The sequence below is a fragment of the Xanthomonas arboricola pv. juglandis genome, assembly GCF_001013475.1.
GTDB lineage: Bacteria > Pseudomonadota > Gammaproteobacteria > Xanthomonadales > Xanthomonadaceae > Xanthomonas > Xanthomonas arboricola.
This window is the reverse complement of the sequence record NZ_JZEF01000005.1, coordinates 82,773-99,488: the sequence shown is the minus strand read 5'-3', so window position 1 is coordinate 99,488 and position 16,716 is coordinate 82,773. Positions and strand designations below refer to the sequence as shown.

Below are 16,716 nucleotides of genomic sequence, written 5' to 3'. Positions count from 1 at the left end.
CTTACGCCGCCCAGGGCGGCGGTGCGGCACCGGCGACGGGCGATGCATACAAAACCAGGTCGTAGTAGTGGCCGGGAGAGTGCTGGCGTAGACGGAAGTGATAGCCATCCACCAACTTGTCCAGTTGTTCCACGATATCCAGTAAATCCTGGGCGTAGTGGTACACACAGATAGCCATGCGGGGGCGCTGGGTGCGGATGAGGTGAGATGCGCCTTCGAGTGCCCTGGCTTCGAACCCTTCAATGTCCAACTTCAGTAACGTCAGCTTTTCCAATTCATCGTCAAGACGAGTAGTAGCAACGGAGATTCCGCCATCCGGCGACACATGGCTGGAAACGGTGCCGGTCTCCTCGAAGCGCAGCGTCGTGTGTTCGTTGGAGATCGCTTTTTTGATGGCCCTGAAATTGTGCGGGGGAAGTGGGAGGGCGCTTGCGACGCCCTCCAATTTCTGGAAGTTGATATTGTCGGGTTCGAAGGCGGTGATGCTTTCGTAGCGATGGCGGGATGCTTCTAGAAACTTGTGGACGATGGGACCTTGGAAGGCACCGCCATCGCAGAAATGTTCACGCGTGCCCAGCTGGAACGTACTGGTATCGGCGTATTCTGAAAAGTACTCGTTGATCGGCGTCGCCCAGCAGCCCAGCAGGAGACTGGAATCGTAGGTCAGGCGGAACAACAGGTTGCTATAGAGCGTAAAGATGCTGAATTCGTCGTCCAGTCGATCCGCAAAGCGCAGAAATTCTTCCAGGCGCAGAAGCGTCCGCTGACGGTATACCTGGGCAGGCTCGTATACGGCGAGCAGCCCACAGTGGGCAACGGCCAGGCAGGCATCTACCCTTTCAATTCCTGCTTGCTCGCAGAGCTCGCGGGCCAAGCCCGATTCTCCCGGGCTATAAGAAAAGTCGATGGCCAATGCCTGGGGATGCTGGGCCGCTTGTTCGATGAACTGGCGAGAACTCCAGCGCGGCACCCCATGAACGGTGTCGCTGTCGCTTCGCTGATCATCAACGGCGGCGATTACATGGCTGGCGTGCTGGACGATCTTTGAGCCATAAATGTTGCCAATGCCCGAGCGTGGATGGAGCAGAAAGAGGGGGCGCTGCTCGAAGTGTGGGATCAGCGGATCCAGGGAAGGCGCAACGCTCAGTTGCTCAATACCCGCGCTGGTGCACAGGTCATTTGCAAACGCCCGTCCGCGCGGGCTGCAAGAGAAATCGATAGCGATCGCATCGGCATACTGCCCCGCCTTGGCAAGAAACTCCTGACCGCTCCAGCGCGGCGCGCCGTGGATGCGGTCCTGGTGGATGCTTTGATCATCAATTGCAGCAATAACATTGCGCAGGTGGGCAGCGACCCTGGGACCATGCACCATGCCTGCATAGGACTCGGGAGCGACGAGGAAGACAGGACGGTTGGCAATCGCGGGCAGGCGCGCAATGACATCCTCCAGCGCAGGGCGCTCCTGCTCCGCAATACGGAGAATCCGTTGGCGAAGCTGCTCATTTCTTGAGTTCATGAACGTCATCTCTCGTAGGTATGAATGGGGGCGTCGTAGCGGGCGTCGAAATAGGTCTTGGCCGGCACGTCCTCGCGGTAGGTACGCGGCCAGCCAAGTTCGCAGCTTCGTCCCACCTTGACGCCCCCACTCACGATGGCGCCGGTGCGCAGGATGCTGTTGCCGCCGATCTCGACGCCCGTGCCGATTTGCACACCGTTCTCTATCCAGCATGACGATTTGACGCGGCATGCCGGCCCGAGGTGTGCGCTGGCGTGGATGACGGTGTTGTAGTCGATCCTGCACCCGTGCCCGACGACAGCATTGGCACCCACGAATGCGTTGAGCCCGATGACCGTGTCAGAGGCGATGGCTGCACTGGAGTGGATGAAGGGCTCCAGCTTGAAGCCACGTTCCATCGCTGCCTGCATCAGTTCTAGGCGCTTGAAGTTGCCGAAGCGTTCGTCGAACGCCACGAACATGGCCCCAGCGGTCGGATCCAGTCCATCCAGCACGGCCAGATCGAATTCGTATTCCGCGTCTTGTGGCACATCGATCCTGATAACCGCCTCGTCCTGACGCGCCTGCTTCCAGGCGTGAAAGGCCAGGTCGAGGTATACGCTGCTGCCGATGATCCATCTAGATTTCATGTTCGGTCTCCATCAGCACCGTGTACCAGCGTTCGACCAGGCGATTCATGGATTCGTAGGCACCCTGGGTGGGTAGCGGAGCATCCGTGTGTAATGCCGCCTGCACCCGCTCCATGATGTCAACGTCTTCGCCCACCACCACCTTGCTGCCGTGCATCTGCGCAAGCAGCACTTGGCTGGAAGAACCGTAAGGCTGTTTCCTGCGTGCGCTAAACCAATAGATTTCCAGGTCGGTCCGGTCCGGTGCGACGGGGATGTGGTGTTCCAGCGTGAAGGAATAGCCGCCGTTGGGACTGGCGATATGCAAGTTCGGGAAGGCCAGCCAGTTGAAGTAGGCATCCTGCTTGCCCCAGCGTTCCACTTTCTCGTGCCAGCCGAAGTGCTGAAGCCTGGGGATGGGTGCTTCCGGGCCGCCGAAGCTGAAGCGACGCATTTCGCACCGCAAGGCTGCGGGCGATGTGTCCTGCAAGGCTCCCATGGACTCCTTGGCTTGTTCCTCGTTTACTTGGGGAACGAAGCTGACGCTCTTTGCCAGTGTCTTGGGGTGGACGAAGCGCGGGTGATTGGCGTCCCGCAGATTCTCGTAGGCCAGCTTCCAGTTGTACCGTCCATGCCATGTGGTCACCATGACCTCGGTGTCGTAGACGTTGGAACTACTTTCCAGCAAGGCGATGAAGTCTGCCGAAAACTGCTCCTCGATGGGCATCGGGTCGGGGTCGAGGTTGACGAACAGCAGGTTGCCGATGGCGCGCAGTGAGAATTCGCGCAGCTTCAGGTTGTCCCTTTCACTAGTGTCCAGGCGATAGATCGCATCGCAGTCCGGAATGTTTTTTACCCGGCCTTGTTCGTCGTAACTCCAGGCGTGGTAGGGGCACACCAAAGGCCGGCAACCGATAGCACCGGTTTGAATCAGTGCACTGCGGTGAAGGCAGACGTTCTCGAACGCACGGATTTGGCCGTGGAAGTTCTGAATCACCAGGGGAATGCCCGCGATCTTGCGGGTGATGAAGCAGTTGTTTTCCCGCAGCAGCGTCTTGAGCCCTGCAAACAACCAAACCCGACGGAAGATCTTGCGCTGCTCGCGCTCAAAGATTTCCTGCGACAGGTAATACTTGGGGTGCATCCGGGAGCGCATCGATCAGTCTGCTGGGTTGTTTTTGTGGAAAACAATTTTGGCCGGATTGCCGAACACCGTGGCGCCGGCCGGTACGTCCTTCATGACCACCGCACCGGCTCCGATGACCGCGCCGTCACCGACCTTGACGCCTGGCATCAGGGTAGCGCGTGGGTGCACGGTGACGAAGTCGCCGATCTGCACGCCACCGCCCATGAACGTCATTGCGCCAACGTGCACGTAGTCACCGATGCGTACGTCGTGCCCGAGCATGCTTTGGGCATGGATGGTGACAAAGTCGCCCATGCGCACGTCCGGCCCGGAATGGACCAGCAGACCAAAGAAGCAGCCCTGGCCGAAATGCACCCGCCTGCCCAGGCGGACGTCGGTGCAGATTGGAATGAACCGCCCGCCCTTTTCGAGGATCGGCAGAGCATAGCGGTGGCGGTCGTAGGGGTTTCCCATCGCACAGACGAATACATCGTCAGGCTGGGGCAGATAGCTCATCGGATCGCCGATGATCGGTGTATCGACCCCGTAGCGATCTAGGATATCGGCGCGGCTGTCCAGGAACCCGCCGATCAGCCAGTCCTTGCCATGCCCGGCATCGTTACGCATTTGCTCCAGGACTTCGCGGCCCCAGCCGCCGGCGCCGATAATGAGTGCGCGTTCCATCAGAGCACCGCCCCGCCGTCCATGACCAGGCTGGTGCCGGTGACCCAGCGGCTGGCGTCGGACAGCAGGTAGACCGCAGCGTTGGCGACATCTTGCGGTGTGCCCAGACCCAGTGGATGGCGCGCGCGTTGTTGGTTCAGCAGCTCATTGAGCCCGTTGTCCTCGCCCCAAAGGCGCGGAGTGGGCACGGCCGATGGCGAAATCCCGTTGACTCTCACGCGGTGCTTCGCCTGTTCCAAAGCTAAGCACCGGATAATGCCCAGCAGGGCGGACTTCATTGCCGAGTACGGCCCCACGCCGCGTGTACCAATATGCGCGGAGGTGGACAGCATGAACACGATGGAGCCTTGCGCGTTAATGGCATTGGCTTGCAGCAGACGCTGCGTCAGCATGACCGGTGCCAGGAAATGAACCTGGTACATGCGCGTCATCAGTTCTTCCTTCAGTTGGCGGATCGGCGACAGCATCTGCCCGCCGAAGCAGTGCACGACGCCGTCGATGCGCTGGCTGGCTTGCACCAGGCGCTCCCGGTCCTGCGAAACAGTCAGGTCGGCCTGCACCTGCACATGCCCATCGCCGGCCAGTTGCGCATGGGTTTGCTGGAGACGCTCGGGATCGCGACCGCTGATGACCAAGCGCGCGCCACGCCGTGCGCAGGTCAGAGCGATTTCCTGGCCAAGGCCGGACGATGCGCCGGTGACCAGGATGGTCTTGCCAGTTAGGGAAAAGGCTTTGCGAGTCGGATTGCTCATGCGTAGATGTCCATCGGCACGGTCAGGCCACCATCTACGACGAAGTAGTTGCGGGTGACCCAGCGACTTGCGTCGGACAGATAAAACACCGCCGCATAAGCCACGTCTTCCGGTTCGCCCAGTCCCAGCGGGGTCAGTTTGGCGTGCTCATCGATGTTGCCGCCGCTCTTGTTGAGGCCTTCAAGCATTGGCGTGCGCACGTAGCCGGGCACGATGCAGTTGGCGCGGATACCGTGCTTGGCCACTTCCAGTGCCAGAGTGCGCATTGCGCCGAGCAGGGCTGACTTGCTGGCGGAGTAGGCGGCAGTGGCCACAGGACCGATGTGCGAGCCCACCGCCGAGATGAATAGGATCGAACCTTTGGCGTTGATGCGCTTTTTCGCCAGCAGGCCGCGCGTCAGTAGCAGCGGTGCATAGACATTACTGGCGAAGGTTTCGTCCAGTTGCGCGCGGTTGATCATCCGGAATGGTGCTAGCCGGGCGATGCCGGCCGCGTGTGCGACGCCATCCAGGGCACCGACCGAAGCCACCAGATGGTCGATATCCTCCTGCTTGTCCAGATTGGCGATTACCTGCTCATGCCCGGTGCCTTCAAGTGCGGCGAAGGTCTCGGCCAGGCGGCCTTCGTCGCGGCCGCTGATGACCAGTTGTGCGCCAGTCTGCGCGCAACTCAGCGCGATCTGTCGTCCGATGCCTGACGATGCGCCGGTGACCAGGATGCGTTTGCCCTGCAACGAGAACGGGTCGTTGGGATCGAGGGCGATATTCACGACTCGATCAACTCAGGAAACACCGCGCCTTCGATATCAACCAGGCAGGTACCCCAAGACAACCCGATCCCGAAGCCTGAAAGAAGGACACGCTTGGGGCCAGATTCCAGTTCCTTGTTGATCCGTGCGGTCATGGTCAGGGGCAGCGATGCGCCGCTGGTGTTGCCGAAGTCGCGCAGGGTGGACGGCACCTTTTCGATCGCAAGGCCGAGCTTCTTGCGAATGGTCTCGTTGATCATCCGGTTGGCCTGGTGGAACACGAAATAATCGATGTCATCCTTGCTTACACCGGCATACGCGATCAATTTGTCAACTGCGGGGGGAACGCGCTGGGTCGAGAAGCTGAGCACGGCGGTGCCATCGAGCTGCAGATCGGTGGCCCGGTGCCAGCGATCCTTCTCGTTTTCACGATAAGGCAGCAGGTGCTGAATGGCGACAGGCTCGCGTTGACCACCCACCGGCAGGATGATGGCTTTGTAGCCGCTGCCATCGCTGTTGAGGTCGAAATACATCGGCGCTGCGTTCTGATCGAACTCCAGCGCCGTGGCGGTGCCAGAGTCCGAGAAGATCGGGTCTTCCAGATTGGCACTGCGGTCACCGACCAGCAGCAAACCTTTCTTGACGCCGCCGGCGGCGATCATCGACCGAACTTGCTGTCCTTGCCGAACACTTCGGCGGCAGCACCGCCGTCGGAGGCGATGGCGGTGTCGAACTTGGCACTGTCGAAGCTCATCACGCCATCCTTGTCGATGGTCAGGCCCAGCGCCTTGAGTTCGTTGACGTTGCCGCTGACTTGGCCGCGCAACTGCTGCTGCAGGCTGCGCACCAGCGAGTCGCCGGTCAGGGCTGCGGCGGTCTTGGTGGTGGCGTCGTAGGCGCTGCTCTTGGCCAGCAAGGTGTTGGCGGTGTTGTAGGCCGCAGCAAACGCAGTAAGGTTACCCTTGAGGCCGCTGGTATCGGCCGCTACGCCCAGGTTGAACTTTGTGCCTTCGGCGGCCTTGGTCAGGTTGAGCACCACGCCTGGCACGATGTCGCTGATGGTGTTGGAGCTGGAGGTACGCTCGAAGCCGTCCACGCGCACGAGTGCGTCGGCGGCAGCCACGGTCTGGTTCAGCCCGCCGGTGATGCCGGGGCCGTAGGTCAGGCTGCTCAGGCTCGGATCGCTGGCACTGATGGTCAGGGCGCCCTTGGTGCCGGGATCGACCGCGTTGAAGACCAGGTGCTGGCCATCGTTGGCAGTGACCACGCTGGCAGTGACTCCCTTGCCGCCGGCAGCCTTGTTGATGGCTGCAGCGATGTCGGTGAGCTTGGCGGTGCCGCTGATGTCCACGGTGACGCTCTGATCGCCATAGCCGATCGTCAGCGTGCCGCTGCCCACCGTGGCATCGGCCGTAAACGCGCCGGAGGCCAGTTTTTGCGAGGTCGCCAGCGAGACCACTTCCACCGAATAGTTGCCCGGCGCCGCCGAGCTGGTGGTGGTGGCGGTGAAGCCGGCATCGGTCGGCACCGTGGCCTTGTAGGCGTTGGTGTCGGCGCTGCTGACCACCTTGTCCAGCGCGGACTTGAGCGTGGTCATGCTGCTCTTGATCTGGCTGATCGCCGACAGCTGCGTGGTCGCGGCGGTGCCGGCCTTGTTGATGCGCGCCTGCTCCGGATCCCTCTGACGGGAGACCAGGGTGGACACCACGGTGGGGATATCCAATCCTGAAGCAGAAGTACTGATCAACGATGCCATGTTGCATTCCTCGTCTGGGCATCCGAACAACGGATGCATCGGATTACGAGACGGATATCGGCCGCATCCGGGAGGACTTTAGCGGCGCCGACGCGTCTTGCTCACCCTTTTGTGGATGCAACTTCCGTGCCCAATGTGCTGATCGACCCGCGTCAAAAAACCGCGCTCACAAAAAAGCCCCTCCGAAGAGGGGCTTTTGACTTGCTGCAAAGCGTTTCTGGTGACTGCGGAAAGTTACTGCAGCAGGCTCAGCACGTTCTGCGGAACCGACTTAGCCTGGGCCAACATCGCGGTGCCGGCCTGCTGCAGGATCTGCGTGCGGGTCAGCTCGGCGGTGGTCTTGGCGTAGTCGGTATCGGCGATGCGGCTGCGCGAGGCCGACAGGTTTTCCGAGGTTGCGCTCAGGTTAGCGATGGTGGAGGTGAAGCGGTTCTGCACCGCACCCATATCGGCGCGCGAGGAGTTGACCGTGGTCAATGCCTTGTCGACGATTTCCAGGGCCTGCTGTGCGCCCGAGAACGTGGAGATATCCAGGCTGCCCAAGGTCGAAGCGGTGGAGCCGGAAGCGGCCGAGGCGGTGGTGATGCCGGCGCCGACGGTGATGCCGGTGGCGCTGGAGGTACCGGCCGACAGCGAGGTGAAGTCCTGGCCAGCCTTCAGCGATTCAATCTGCACCGTACCGTCGGTCTTGATCGAGGCGTACATGCCGGTCTGGTCGAGCTTGTCGTTGATCGCCGCCGCGACCTTCTTGTTCACATCGGCAGCGGTGTCGCCGGAAGCGACCTTGACGTCTGCAATGGTGATGCTCTTGGCCGAACCGCTGGCGTCCTTGAACGACAGGCTGATGCCGCTGACCGAACCCGAGGCGGTGGCGGTGCCGGTCACGCCGGCAGCGGAGACGGCGGCGGCGAAGTTGGCCTTGCCTAGCGTATCGATGTTGGCGTCGGCGATGCTGTTGATGCCGATGGTCTGGCCGGCATCGGCACCGACCTGGAACAGCGCGCCGCTGAAGGAGCCGTCAAGCAGCTTGGTGCCGTTGAAACTGGTCTGATTGGCGACGCGGTCGATTTCACTGGTCAGCTGCTTGACTTCCGAGTTCAGTGCCTCGCGGTCGGTGGACGAGTTGGTTGCATTTGCCGACTGTACCGACAGCTCGCGGATACGCTGCAGGTTGTTGCCGATTTCCTGCATTGCGCCTTCGGCAGTCTGGGACAGCGAGATGCCGTCGTTGGCGTTGCGCGAGGCAACGTCCAGGCCGCGGATCTGGGTGGTGAAGCGCTCGGCGATTGCGCCGCCGGCTGCGTCGACGGCAAAGCTGGTGATCCGCTTGCCCGACGAAAGCTGCTGGATGCTCAGCGCCAAGCTGGAGCTGTTGGTGTTGAGGTTACGCTGAGCGTTCAGCGACATTACGTTGGTGTTGATTACCTGTGCCATTTTGATTTCTCCTAAGCGATTTTTCCGGCAAGGGGGACTTGCCTGGAGCCTCCGCAGGGGGGCCATCAAGTTGGCCGTTGCCGCTGCTGAGATGAATAACGGCGTTGCGTCGGGAACCTTTAGCGAAATCCAGTGTTTTTTTACTGTCTTTCTGCTGCGGGACGAAATACGGAAGCGTTGTTTATCAAGGGGTTTGGTTTATTCGGCAGCACCCCGTAGATCTTTAGCGTTGGTATAAATTTCGACGAATAAACTCCGTCGGCCTGCGCAAGTGCCTACGCGCAGGAGCGAAGAAAACGCAGGTTTTCTGCGGCAAATCAGCGGATCAGGTTGAACAACGACGACGACTGCATCTGCTGAAAAATGGTCTGAGCGGCCTGCAACGAGGCCTTCTCAAGTTGGTATTGCCCAATCGCCGAGGCGTAATCCAGATCGCGGATCGACGACAAGGTGGTCTTGAGCGTGACTTCGTTGGATTCGAGCAAGGAGTTGGCGTTGTCGATGGCCGACAACTGCGCGCCACCGGAGGCGCGCGCATCGATCATCTTCGAAGACGCCTGCGCGATGTTGCGCATCGACGACTGCAAGGTGTTGATCATCGACGCCTTCTGCGGCGGGGTCAGCGTGTCCGAGTTCAGCGCGCCGACCAGGTCGTTGATGGTGGAGAACACGTCCTTGGTGGTGGAGGCACCAATCTGGAAACTGTCGCCCGCCGCCGGCGCGCCGCTGATGCGCATACGCACGCCGGCCGCGTTGATATCTTCGCCATCTTTATAGGTGCCGGTGCTGACCACCGCATTGCTGCTGTCGCGCACCTCGTAGGTGTCGGCGGCGGTGAACTGCACGCTGTAGCTGCCGCCATTCCAGCTGCCGGTACTGGCGTCGCGGCTGAAATCCAGCAGCAGCCCGGTGCCGGTATTGGCGGTGTTGGGGTGCGCGTCCACGGTGCCGTCGCCGGTGCGGATGCGCATGAAGATTTCGCTGCCGGGCAGGGTGTCGCTGACGAAGGTGTCCGGCGCCACTTCCACCTGCTTCTGGGTCTGGTCGCCGTTGTAGGTAACGCCACCATTGCTCTTGATGAAAGGCGCGCTGCCATCGGCGGTGCCGCCGAACAGGTAGCGCCCGGTGCCGTCGGTGCTGTTGGCCAGGCTCACCATGCTGTCGCGCAGTGCGGTCAGCTCCGAGGCGATCGCCTTGCGGTCGTCGGGGCTGAGCGAGGAGTTGTTGGCCTGCACCGCCAATTCGGTGACGCGCGCCATTTTGTCGCCGGCCTGCGACAGGGCGTTTTCCTGCAGGCCAAGGCGGTTCTGCACGTTGTTGGCGTTCTCGCCAAAGCGGGTGATCGCGGCCAGTGCGCGATCCAGGCCGACCGCAGTGCCGGCGGCGACCGGATCGTCCTTGGCGGTGACCAGGCGCTGACCGCTGGTGAGCTGGGCCTGGATCTGGTTCAGCCGGGACTGCTTGGCCGTCATCGACGACACCGACTGGCTGTACATCATGCTGGTGGAGATACGGTCGGTCATCAGCGTACGGCACCCAGGATGGCTTGGAAGATGGTGTCGGCGGTGGAGATCATCTGTGCGGCGGCCTGGTAGGCCTGCTGCAGCTTCAGCATGTTGGCGGCTTCCTCATCGAGGTTGACGCCGGAAATCGAGTCGCGGCTGGCCTGCGCCTGGTCGTTGATGACCTTCTGCGCGTCCGAGGCATAACTGGCCGCACGCGCGGCCGAGCCGACCGAGGTGGTCAGACCAGACAGCGCGCCGTTGAGCGTGACCGTGCCGCCGCTGAGCGCCTTGGCATCGTCGAGATTGGCCAGCAACTTGGCGTTGCCGTTGTCGCTGGAGCCGGCACCGGTGGGGCCGACGCCGAAGGTGTCGCCGGCCTTGGGCGCGCCGTCCAGCGCAAAGCTCCAGCCGTTGGCGCTGATGGTCTGGCCGGCGGTGTAGGCGAACGGGCCGGTGCCGTCGATGGTGTACTGGTTGGCGTCGATGAACTCCACCGATGCCGGGGTCAGCAGCGCCGGGTTCTGCGCATTGGTGACCTTGACGTCGCTGATCTTGCCGGTGCCCAGGTTGGCGACCGTGGCGGTGGCCTTGACCGGGGTGGCCGCGGCAATCCGCGAGGGGTCGGTGATGGCCACCGACAGGGTGCCGGCCAGCCCGGCGGTGGGCTGCAGCAGGAACTTGTCGCCGTTGGCCGGCGTGCCGCCGACCACCAGGCTGACGCCGTTGAGCACCAGCGGATTGGCCGGGGTGCCGGTGCCGCTGAGTGGCACCGCCGAGCCGGTGCTGGCATTGGTGGCCTTCCACGCAGTGCCGTCGAAACTGAGCGCGACGTTCTGCCCATCCACCGCCGCCATGTTGCTGAAGCTGGCGCTCAGCGACGCGCTGCCGGTGTTGCCCGGGTTGGCGGCGGTGGTGGGCGAGCCGATGTTGAAGAAGTTGCCGCCCATCGCGCCGTACAGGTCCATGCCTTGCGCGTGACCGGCGTTGAAGGTGCTGGCCATGCCCACGGCCAGGCGGCCGAGTTCGGCCTGGGTCGGTTCCAGCACGCTGGTGCGGAACTCGAGCAGCCCGCCGATCTGCCCGCCCAGCGAGCTGGCGCTGAGGCTGACATTCTGGCCCTGGGTCTGCATCGCCACCTGCAGCTTGCTCGGCTGATACGGGTCGGCGACGGTGGTCAGCTTGGACGAGGTGGTTCCCACCACCAGGGCCTGGCCGCCGGAGGTGAAAACGTTCATGAAGCCGCCGTCCTGCATCACCGCGGTACCGCCGGTATAGCCGACCAGCTTGCTCACAAGCGCGTCGCGCTGGTCGAGCATGTCCGGCGAGGCGCTGTCGATGCTGTTGCCGATGGTGCCGTTGATCTTGGCGATCTGCTGGGTCAGGCGATTGACCTCGTCCACCGAGGAGGTCAGGCCGCTGTTGACCTCGTTGCTCAGGCTGTCCATCTGCCCGTTGAGCTGCTTGAAACGCGTCGCAAGCGAGTTGCCGCTGTCGAGCATGCTCTGCCGTTCGGCGGTGGACGAGGCATTGGACGATACCGCGCTGGTGGAGTCGAAGAAGTTCGACCACAGCCCGGCCACATTGGTGGCAGTGTTGGAGTACAGGCTGTCGACGCGGTTGGACAACGAGGATAGCTGCTGCAGGCGCGAGAGCTCGCCGCCGCTGTCGAGCAGGCGCGAGGTGGCCAGCTGGTCGGCCACCCGGCTCACGTCGGTGATCTTGGCGCCATTGCCCACGAACGCGTAGCCCATGTCGGTGGGCGTGCGCGTTGCAAATTCCACACGTTGGCGGCTGTAGCCTTCGGTATTGATGTTGGCGACGTTATGGCTAACGGTCGACAACGCCCGTTGGAAGGCGATCAGCGCACTGGTCCCGGTGGACATGATGGACATGGGCGTTTACCTCAACGACGAATGGTGCCGAGCCCAGCAGGCTCGGCGGTGCTGGCGTAGCGGTTGGACAGGTCGGCCGCCGCGTTGCCGATCGCGGCTACCGCACGGTCGATGGTCGGACCGTTGGCGATCGCCGCGATCTTGGCTGCATAGCCCGGATCGGTGGCGTATCCAGCCTGTTGCAAGCCGCGTGCAAAACCCTTGATGTCGGTACCGGCCTGCAGGGCGGGCTGGTAACGGCTGTTGTTCTTCAGCAGCCGCACGTAGTCGGCAAAGCTCTCCTCGGCGGAACCGTAGGCGCGGAAATCGGCGGTTTCGGTGGTTTTGACGCCGTTGACGTATTCGTGGGTGCCGGTGGTGACCTTGTCGCCGCTCCAGCCGGTGGCCTTGATGCCGAACAGGTTGTTGGAGTCGCCGCCATTGCCGATACCGCGACGGCCCCAGCCGGTTTCCAGCGCCGCCTGTGCGACCAGCGCACGCGGATCCACGCCCAGTTCGCGCGCGGCCTTCTGCGCGTGCGTCCAGATCTTGGCGACGAAGCCTTCCGGGGTGCGCTCGCCCAGGCTGGCGGCAGCACTGCTCGCCGCGCTTGCAGTGACCGCGGCGCTGGCATCGGCGGCATCGCTGGCCGCCACGTCGCTCCAGCGATCGTTGGCCGAGGGCCAGCTCAGTGCGGCCGCATCGTCACTGCCGGCATCGCTGCTGCCGGTGCGCCCGGCGATCAGATCCAGCACCTGGCTCATGCCGATGCCGCTCAGGCCGCCTGCGCCGATGCCTGCAGCAGTGCCGCTGGTTGCGCCGACGCTGCCTGTCGCGCCATCGCGGGTCGGCAGCGGCAACGAGGCGTCGCGCTTGCCGGCCACCAGCGCATAGGCCTTGGCGGCATCGGCCGTGCTGAGCGAGGTATTCAATGCCGGGCCGCCGGTATCGCCGCTCAGCTGCTTGGAGATCATCGCCGACAGGCCCAGCCCCTTGCCGTCGGTCAGCGACTTGGCCATCTGCTGGTCGTACATCTCGCGGAACATCTGGTTTTCGCCAGGAAACATCGGGTCGCCGGAGCTCGCATCGCGCATGCTCTTGACCAGCATCTGCGCGAACTGTCCTTCGAGCTGACGGGAGACCTTGTCGATCTTGGCGGGATCGGCCTTGGTGCTCGGGTTGAGATCAATGGGCGAGGCTGCGATACGCATGTCAGATCACCTCCAGCTCCGCCGTGAGCGCACCGGCCTGCTTGAGCGCTTCCAGGATGGCCACCAGGTCGCCGGGCGCGGCGCCCACCTCGTTGACCGCGCGCACGATCTGGTCGAGCGTGGTGCCGCCTTCGAACTTGAACATGCGGCTGCCTTCGGAGGTGGCCGTGATCGTCGACTGCGGGGTGACCGCGGTGCGTCCGCCACTGAAGGCGCCAGGCTGGCTGACGTTGGTGTTTTCGCTGATGGTCACGGTGAGCGAGCCATGCGCGATCGCTGCCGGCATCACCCGCACCAGCTGGCCGATCACCACCGTACCGGTGCGTGCGTTGACCACCACCTTGGCCGGCGCATCGCCCGGCGAGAGTTCGACATTCTCAAGCCGCGACAGCAGGCCGATACGTGCACCAGGATCGGTGGGCGAGCGCACTGCCACGGTCACGCCATCCACCGCACGGGCGGTACCGGCGCCGAAGCTGCTGTCGATCGCCGCGACCATGCGCGAGACGGTGGTGAAGTCGTTCTGGTGCAGGTTGAGGGTGATCTCGCCGGTGCCTGCGAACACGTCCGGCAATGCGCGTTCGACGGTGGCACCGTTGGGAATGCGACCGACACTGGGAATGTTGACCGACACCCGCGAGCCATCCTTGCCCTGCGCGCCGAAGCCGCCGACCACCAGGTTGCCCTGCGCCATCGCATAGACCTGGCCATCGGCGCCTTTCAGCGGTGCCATCAGCAGCGAGCCGCCGCGCAGCGACACCGCGTTGGCGATCGAGGACACGGTGATGTCGATCGGCTGGCCAGGCTTGGCGAACGGCGGCAGTTCGGCATGGATGGCCACGGCCGCGACGTTTTTCAGCTGCGGATTGACGTTCGCCGGTACATTGACGCCCAGCTCGCCGAGCAGGTTCTTCAGGCTCTGCACGGTGAAGGGCGCCTGGCTGGTGCGGTCGCCGCTGCCGTCCAGGCCGACCACCAGGCCGTAGCCGACCAGCGCGTTGCCGCGCACGCCGCCGACCTGGGCAAGATCCTTGATGCGCTCGGCCGAAGCCGGCGCGGCGATCGCGCAGACCGCCACAGCGGCGGCCAGCAGACGGAAGGGCAGGGAAGACAGATTCATGGTCGCAGGCTCAGTAGGGCGACAGACGGGAATTGAAGAAGCGGCTCAACCAGCCCATCGCGTTGGACTGCGCGATCGCGCCGCGGCCGCCGTAGGCGATGCGGGCGTCGGCCACCTTGCTCGAGGGCACGGTGTTGTCCGGGGCGATGTCGGCGGCGCGCACGATGCCTTGCACCTGCACCAGCTCGTCGCCCTGGGTCAGGCGCAGGTTCTTCTGCCCCTGGATCACCAGATTGCCGTTGGGCAGACGCTGCATCACCGTGACCGTGACGCTGCCCTGCATGCGGTTGCTCTGCGCGGTGTTGCCCTTGCCGTCGAAGCTGCGATCGCCACTCAACGAGTTCTGCAGCACGTTCAAGCCACCGACGGTGAGCGGCGCACCCAGCAGCGTCGGCGCGGCCATGGTGGTCGCGTCCTTCTTGCTGATGCTGGTATTGGCGGTGGACGAGGCGGTGGTGCTTTCCACCAGGTTCACCGTCAGCAGATCGCCGACATCGCGGGCGCGGCGGTCGCCGTACAGGTTCAGGCTCGGGCCGGCGGCGTAGATCGCACCGGCGGTGGGCTGCGCCACCGGCGCGACCACCGGCACGATCGGCGCCAGTTCGGCGAACGGCCGCACATCGCCGGCCGCCACGCAGCCGCCCAGCAGCGCGCTGCAGGCAATGGCGAGGCACAGGGAGGAGAGAGAAGGCAGGCGGGACATGGCGTGGATTCCTGAGAGGGCAGCGACCGGCGGGCCGATCAGACGTTGTTGTTCAAGTAACCGAGCATCGAGTCGGTGGTGGAGATCGCCTTGGCATTCATTTCGTAGGCGCGCTGCGTTTCGATCATGCTCACCAGTTCTTCCACCGTGTTGACGTTGCTGCCTTCCAGCGCGCCCTGCACGGTGTTGCCCAGGCCGTTGAGGCCGGGGGTGCCGTTCTGCGCAGGGCCGGAGGCGGTGGTTTCGACGAACAGGTTCTCGCCCTTGGACTGCAGGCCCGAGGGGTTGATGAAGTCGGTCAGCGTCAACGCGCCGATTTCCTGCGCGGCGGCCTGGCCGGCCAGCGTCACGCTGATGGTGCCGTCGTTGCCGATGGTCAGCGACTGCGCGCCTTCGGGGATCTGGATGCCCGGCTGCAGCGGGTAGCCGCTGTTGGTGACCAGCTCGCCCTGCGCATTGATCTGGAAGGTGCCGTCGCGGGTATAGGCCGAGGTGCCGTCAGGCATCTGCACTTCGAAAAAGCCGCGGCCGTTGACCATCACGTCGAGCGCGCGGCCGGTCTGCTGCTGGCTGCCCTGGTCGAAGCCCTTGAAGGTGGAGACCACCCGCACGCCGGTACCCAGCTGCAGGCCGGTCGGCAGCTGCGTCTGCGCGGAGGTGGAACCGCCCGGCGCACGCACCTGTTGGTACAACAGGTCTTCGAACGCCGCACGATCGCGCTTGAAGCCGGTGGTATTGGTATTGGCCAGGTTGTTGGAAATGACCGACATGCGCGTCTGCTGCGCATCCAGTCCGGTTTTGGCGACCCACAAAGCCTGATTCATGACCCGATTCCTCGTTAGACCCGGGGATGTGTTCCGGGTACGGGTGGGTATATGCACGTGCCGTGCCAAACCCGCGTCGGATTTTTGCCGGCTGTGCACTGGATCACGCGAAGCGGGCGCGACTGCCTGCGCGGGGCAGGCTGGCGACAGGAAGGCAGCGGCTAGGCCTAAGCAGTGGAAGCCTGCGCGGCAGATCAGGCGCGGTAGATCGGTCGCCGGTCAGCGATGTGTTCGGCGAGGTGTGAACACTCGGCGCTGCGTGCGGAAGGGTTCTTGGGAGCGCGCGGTGTCCTCACCGCCCGCGGGACACGCCGCAAGTACGTCCATGTAGGCTCGGTGGCGGCATCCATGCCGCCACACGGTCCCGCAATCGGCGAGGCCACCGCACCAGAGAGTTTGAAGGTTGCTTTCTTAAAGCTTGTCCATTGCTCGGCTTGCATTGAGAAGATCATTGGAAGCGCCGTTATCCAAGCAACCCACGTCAGGCATTGTTTGCACCATGCACGCCGACCTTCTCGACTGGTCCTTGCCCGCCCACCGTCGCGGGACCTTACGCGGCATGGATGCCGCGTAAGAGCCTACAAGGATGTACTTGCGGCGTGTCCTGCGAGGGTGGGCGGGCAAGGGCCCTGCAGCCAAATCACAAACCAGCCGCTCTACAGCGAATGCCCAGATCAACAGCATTGCCAACCGCACACACCTGGCCGACAAACCATCGGTAGTCAGCGTCAACCGCGTACAAACCACCTGCGAGACCGCAGGAGTCAGAGTCAAACGACATGTCACTTCGCTCGCGAGCCACGCCCCCCGGGCGGCCGCCATCCAGGTGCTCGGCAGCGCGGCAAGCCAACCGGCGG

Annotated in this window: 13 protein-coding genes and 2 pseudogenes; all 15 read right to left on the bottom strand. The window is 63.5% G+C overall.

From position 1 onward, the window contains the following. Position 1: 1 nt before the first annotated feature. The gene (locus XARJCFBP2528_RS17615; RefSeq protein ID WP_016904753.1) at positions 2–1,525 is read right to left on the bottom strand and encodes an FkbM family methyltransferase; all 1,524 of its coding nucleotides are present in this window, start codon (positions 1,523–1,525) and stop codon (positions 2–4) included. After that, positions 1,522–2,145: an LbetaH domain-containing protein gene (locus XARJCFBP2528_RS17610; RefSeq protein ID WP_016904752.1), complete on the bottom strand. Its 624-nt coding sequence runs from the start codon at positions 2,143–2,145 to the stop codon at positions 1,522–1,524. The genes XARJCFBP2528_RS17615 and XARJCFBP2528_RS17610 overlap by 4 nt, the downstream gene beginning before the upstream one ends. Beyond that, complete coding sequence (locus XARJCFBP2528_RS17605; protein WP_026064869.1) at positions 2,135–3,280, bottom strand: aromatic ring-hydroxylating oxygenase subunit alpha; 1,146 nt, start codon at positions 3,278–3,280, stop codon at positions 2,135–2,137. The genes XARJCFBP2528_RS17610 and XARJCFBP2528_RS17605 overlap by 11 nt, the downstream gene beginning before the upstream one ends. A 3-nt stretch (positions 3,281–3,283) precedes the next feature. Then, entirely contained in the window at positions 3,284–3,934 is a 651-nt protein-coding gene (locus XARJCFBP2528_RS17600; protein ID WP_039515089.1) for an acetyltransferase, read from the bottom strand. Beyond that, entirely contained in the window at positions 3,934–4,686 is a 753-nt protein-coding gene (locus tag XARJCFBP2528_RS17595) for an SDR family NAD(P)-dependent oxidoreductase (protein ID WP_039515090.1), read from the bottom strand. Before XARJCFBP2528_RS17595 ends, XARJCFBP2528_RS17600 begins: the two co-directional genes overlap by 1 nt. After that, positions 4,683–5,456: an SDR family NAD(P)-dependent oxidoreductase gene (locus XARJCFBP2528_RS17590; RefSeq protein ID WP_016904812.1), complete on the bottom strand. Its 774-nt coding sequence runs from the start codon at positions 5,454–5,456 to the stop codon at positions 4,683–4,685. The genes XARJCFBP2528_RS17595 and XARJCFBP2528_RS17590 overlap by 4 nt, the downstream gene beginning before the upstream one ends. Continuing rightward, positions 5,453–6,100: pseudogene (locus XARJCFBP2528_RS17585) on the bottom strand (3-oxoacyl-[acyl-carrier-protein] synthase III C-terminal domain-containing protein); the annotation flags it as partial. The gene XARJCFBP2528_RS17590 and the pseudogene XARJCFBP2528_RS17585, both read right to left, overlap by 4 nt. 2 nt (positions 6,101–6,102) lie before the next feature. Continuing rightward, positions 6,103–7,191 (bottom strand): annotated as a pseudogene (gene fliD / locus XARJCFBP2528_RS17580) (flagellar filament capping protein FliD); the annotation flags it as partial. 234 nt (positions 7,192–7,425) lie between these two features. Continuing rightward, positions 7,426–8,625 (bottom strand): flagellin, encoded by a 1,200-nt coding sequence (locus XARJCFBP2528_RS17575; protein ID WP_039814449.1) that lies wholly within the window; start codon positions 8,623–8,625, stop codon positions 7,426–7,428. A gap of 317 nt (positions 8,626–8,942) precedes the next feature. Then, positions 8,943–10,148 (bottom strand): flagellar hook-associated protein FlgL, encoded by a 1,206-nt coding sequence (flgL, locus tag XARJCFBP2528_RS17570; protein WP_016904868.1) that lies wholly within the window; start codon positions 10,146–10,148, stop codon positions 8,943–8,945. Then, the gene (gene flgK, locus XARJCFBP2528_RS17565) at positions 10,148–12,022 is read right to left on the bottom strand and encodes a flagellar hook-associated protein FlgK (protein WP_047124958.1); all 1,875 of its coding nucleotides are present in this window, start codon (positions 12,020–12,022) and stop codon (positions 10,148–10,150) included. The genes flgL and flgK overlap by 1 nt, the downstream gene beginning before the upstream one ends. A gap of 11 nt (positions 12,023–12,033) precedes the next feature. Beyond that, positions 12,034–13,212, bottom strand: a complete 1,179-nt coding sequence (flgJ, locus tag XARJCFBP2528_RS17560) for a flagellar assembly peptidoglycan hydrolase FlgJ (protein WP_047124957.1) — start codon at positions 13,210–13,212, stop codon at positions 12,034–12,036. Between the two features lies 1 nt (position 13,213). Further along, positions 13,214–14,332, bottom strand: a complete 1,119-nt coding sequence (locus XARJCFBP2528_RS17555; RefSeq protein WP_047124956.1) for a flagellar basal body P-ring protein FlgI — start codon at positions 14,330–14,332, stop codon at positions 13,214–13,216. A 10-nt stretch (positions 14,333–14,342) separates the two neighbouring features. After that, positions 14,343–15,035 carry a flagellar basal body L-ring protein FlgH gene (flgH, locus tag XARJCFBP2528_RS17550; protein ID WP_016901722.1) on the bottom strand — a complete coding sequence of 231 codons (693 nt, stop codon included), beginning with the start codon at positions 15,033–15,035 and terminating at the stop codon, positions 14,343–14,345. A 38-nt stretch (positions 15,036–15,073) separates the two neighbouring features. Next, positions 15,074–15,859, bottom strand: a complete 786-nt coding sequence (gene flgG / locus XARJCFBP2528_RS17545) for a flagellar basal-body rod protein FlgG (RefSeq protein WP_016901723.1) — start codon at positions 15,857–15,859, stop codon at positions 15,074–15,076. Between the last annotated feature and the right edge of the window lie 857 nt (positions 15,860–16,716).

Excerpts from the sequence above, each read along its gene's own strand:
- XARJCFBP2528_RS17615 (WP_016904753.1), bottom strand. The coding sequence starts at position 1,525 with ATGACGTTCATGAACTCAAGAAATGAGCAGCTTCGCCAACGGATTCTC.
- XARJCFBP2528_RS17610 (WP_016904752.1), bottom strand. The coding sequence starts at position 2,145 with ATGAAATCTAGATGGATCATCGGCAGCAGCGTATACCTCGACCTGGCC.
- XARJCFBP2528_RS17605 (WP_026064869.1), bottom strand. The coding sequence starts at position 3,280 with ATGCGCTCCCGGATGCACCCCAAGTATTACCTGTCGCAGGAAATCTTT.
- XARJCFBP2528_RS17600 (WP_039515089.1), bottom strand. The coding sequence starts at position 3,934 with ATGGAACGCGCACTCATTATCGGCGCCGGCGGCTGGGGCCGCGAAGTC.
- XARJCFBP2528_RS17595 (WP_039515090.1), bottom strand. The coding sequence starts at position 4,686 with ATGAGCAATCCGACTCGCAAAGCCTTTTCCCTAACTGGCAAGACCATC.
- XARJCFBP2528_RS17575 (WP_039814449.1), bottom strand. The coding sequence starts at position 8,625 with ATGGCACAGGTAATCAACACCAACGTAATGTCGCTGAACGCTCAGCGT.
- flgL (WP_016904868.1), bottom strand. The coding sequence starts at position 10,148 with ATGACCGACCGTATCTCCACCAGCATGATGTACAGCCAGTCGGTGTCG.
- flgK (WP_047124958.1), bottom strand. The coding sequence starts at position 12,022 with ATGTCCATCATGTCCACCGGGACCAGTGCGCTGATCGCCTTCCAACGG.
- flgJ (WP_047124957.1), bottom strand. The coding sequence starts at position 13,212 with ATGCGTATCGCAGCCTCGCCCATTGATCTCAACCCGAGCACCAAGGCC.
- XARJCFBP2528_RS17555 (WP_047124956.1), bottom strand. The coding sequence starts at position 14,332 with ATGAATCTGTCTTCCCTGCCCTTCCGTCTGCTGGCCGCCGCTGTGGCG.
- flgH (WP_016901722.1), bottom strand. The coding sequence starts at position 15,035 with ATGTCCCGCCTGCCTTCTCTCTCCTCCCTGTGCCTCGCCATTGCCTGC.
- flgG (WP_016901723.1), bottom strand. The coding sequence starts at position 15,859 with ATGAATCAGGCTTTGTGGGTCGCCAAAACCGGACTGGATGCGCAGCAG.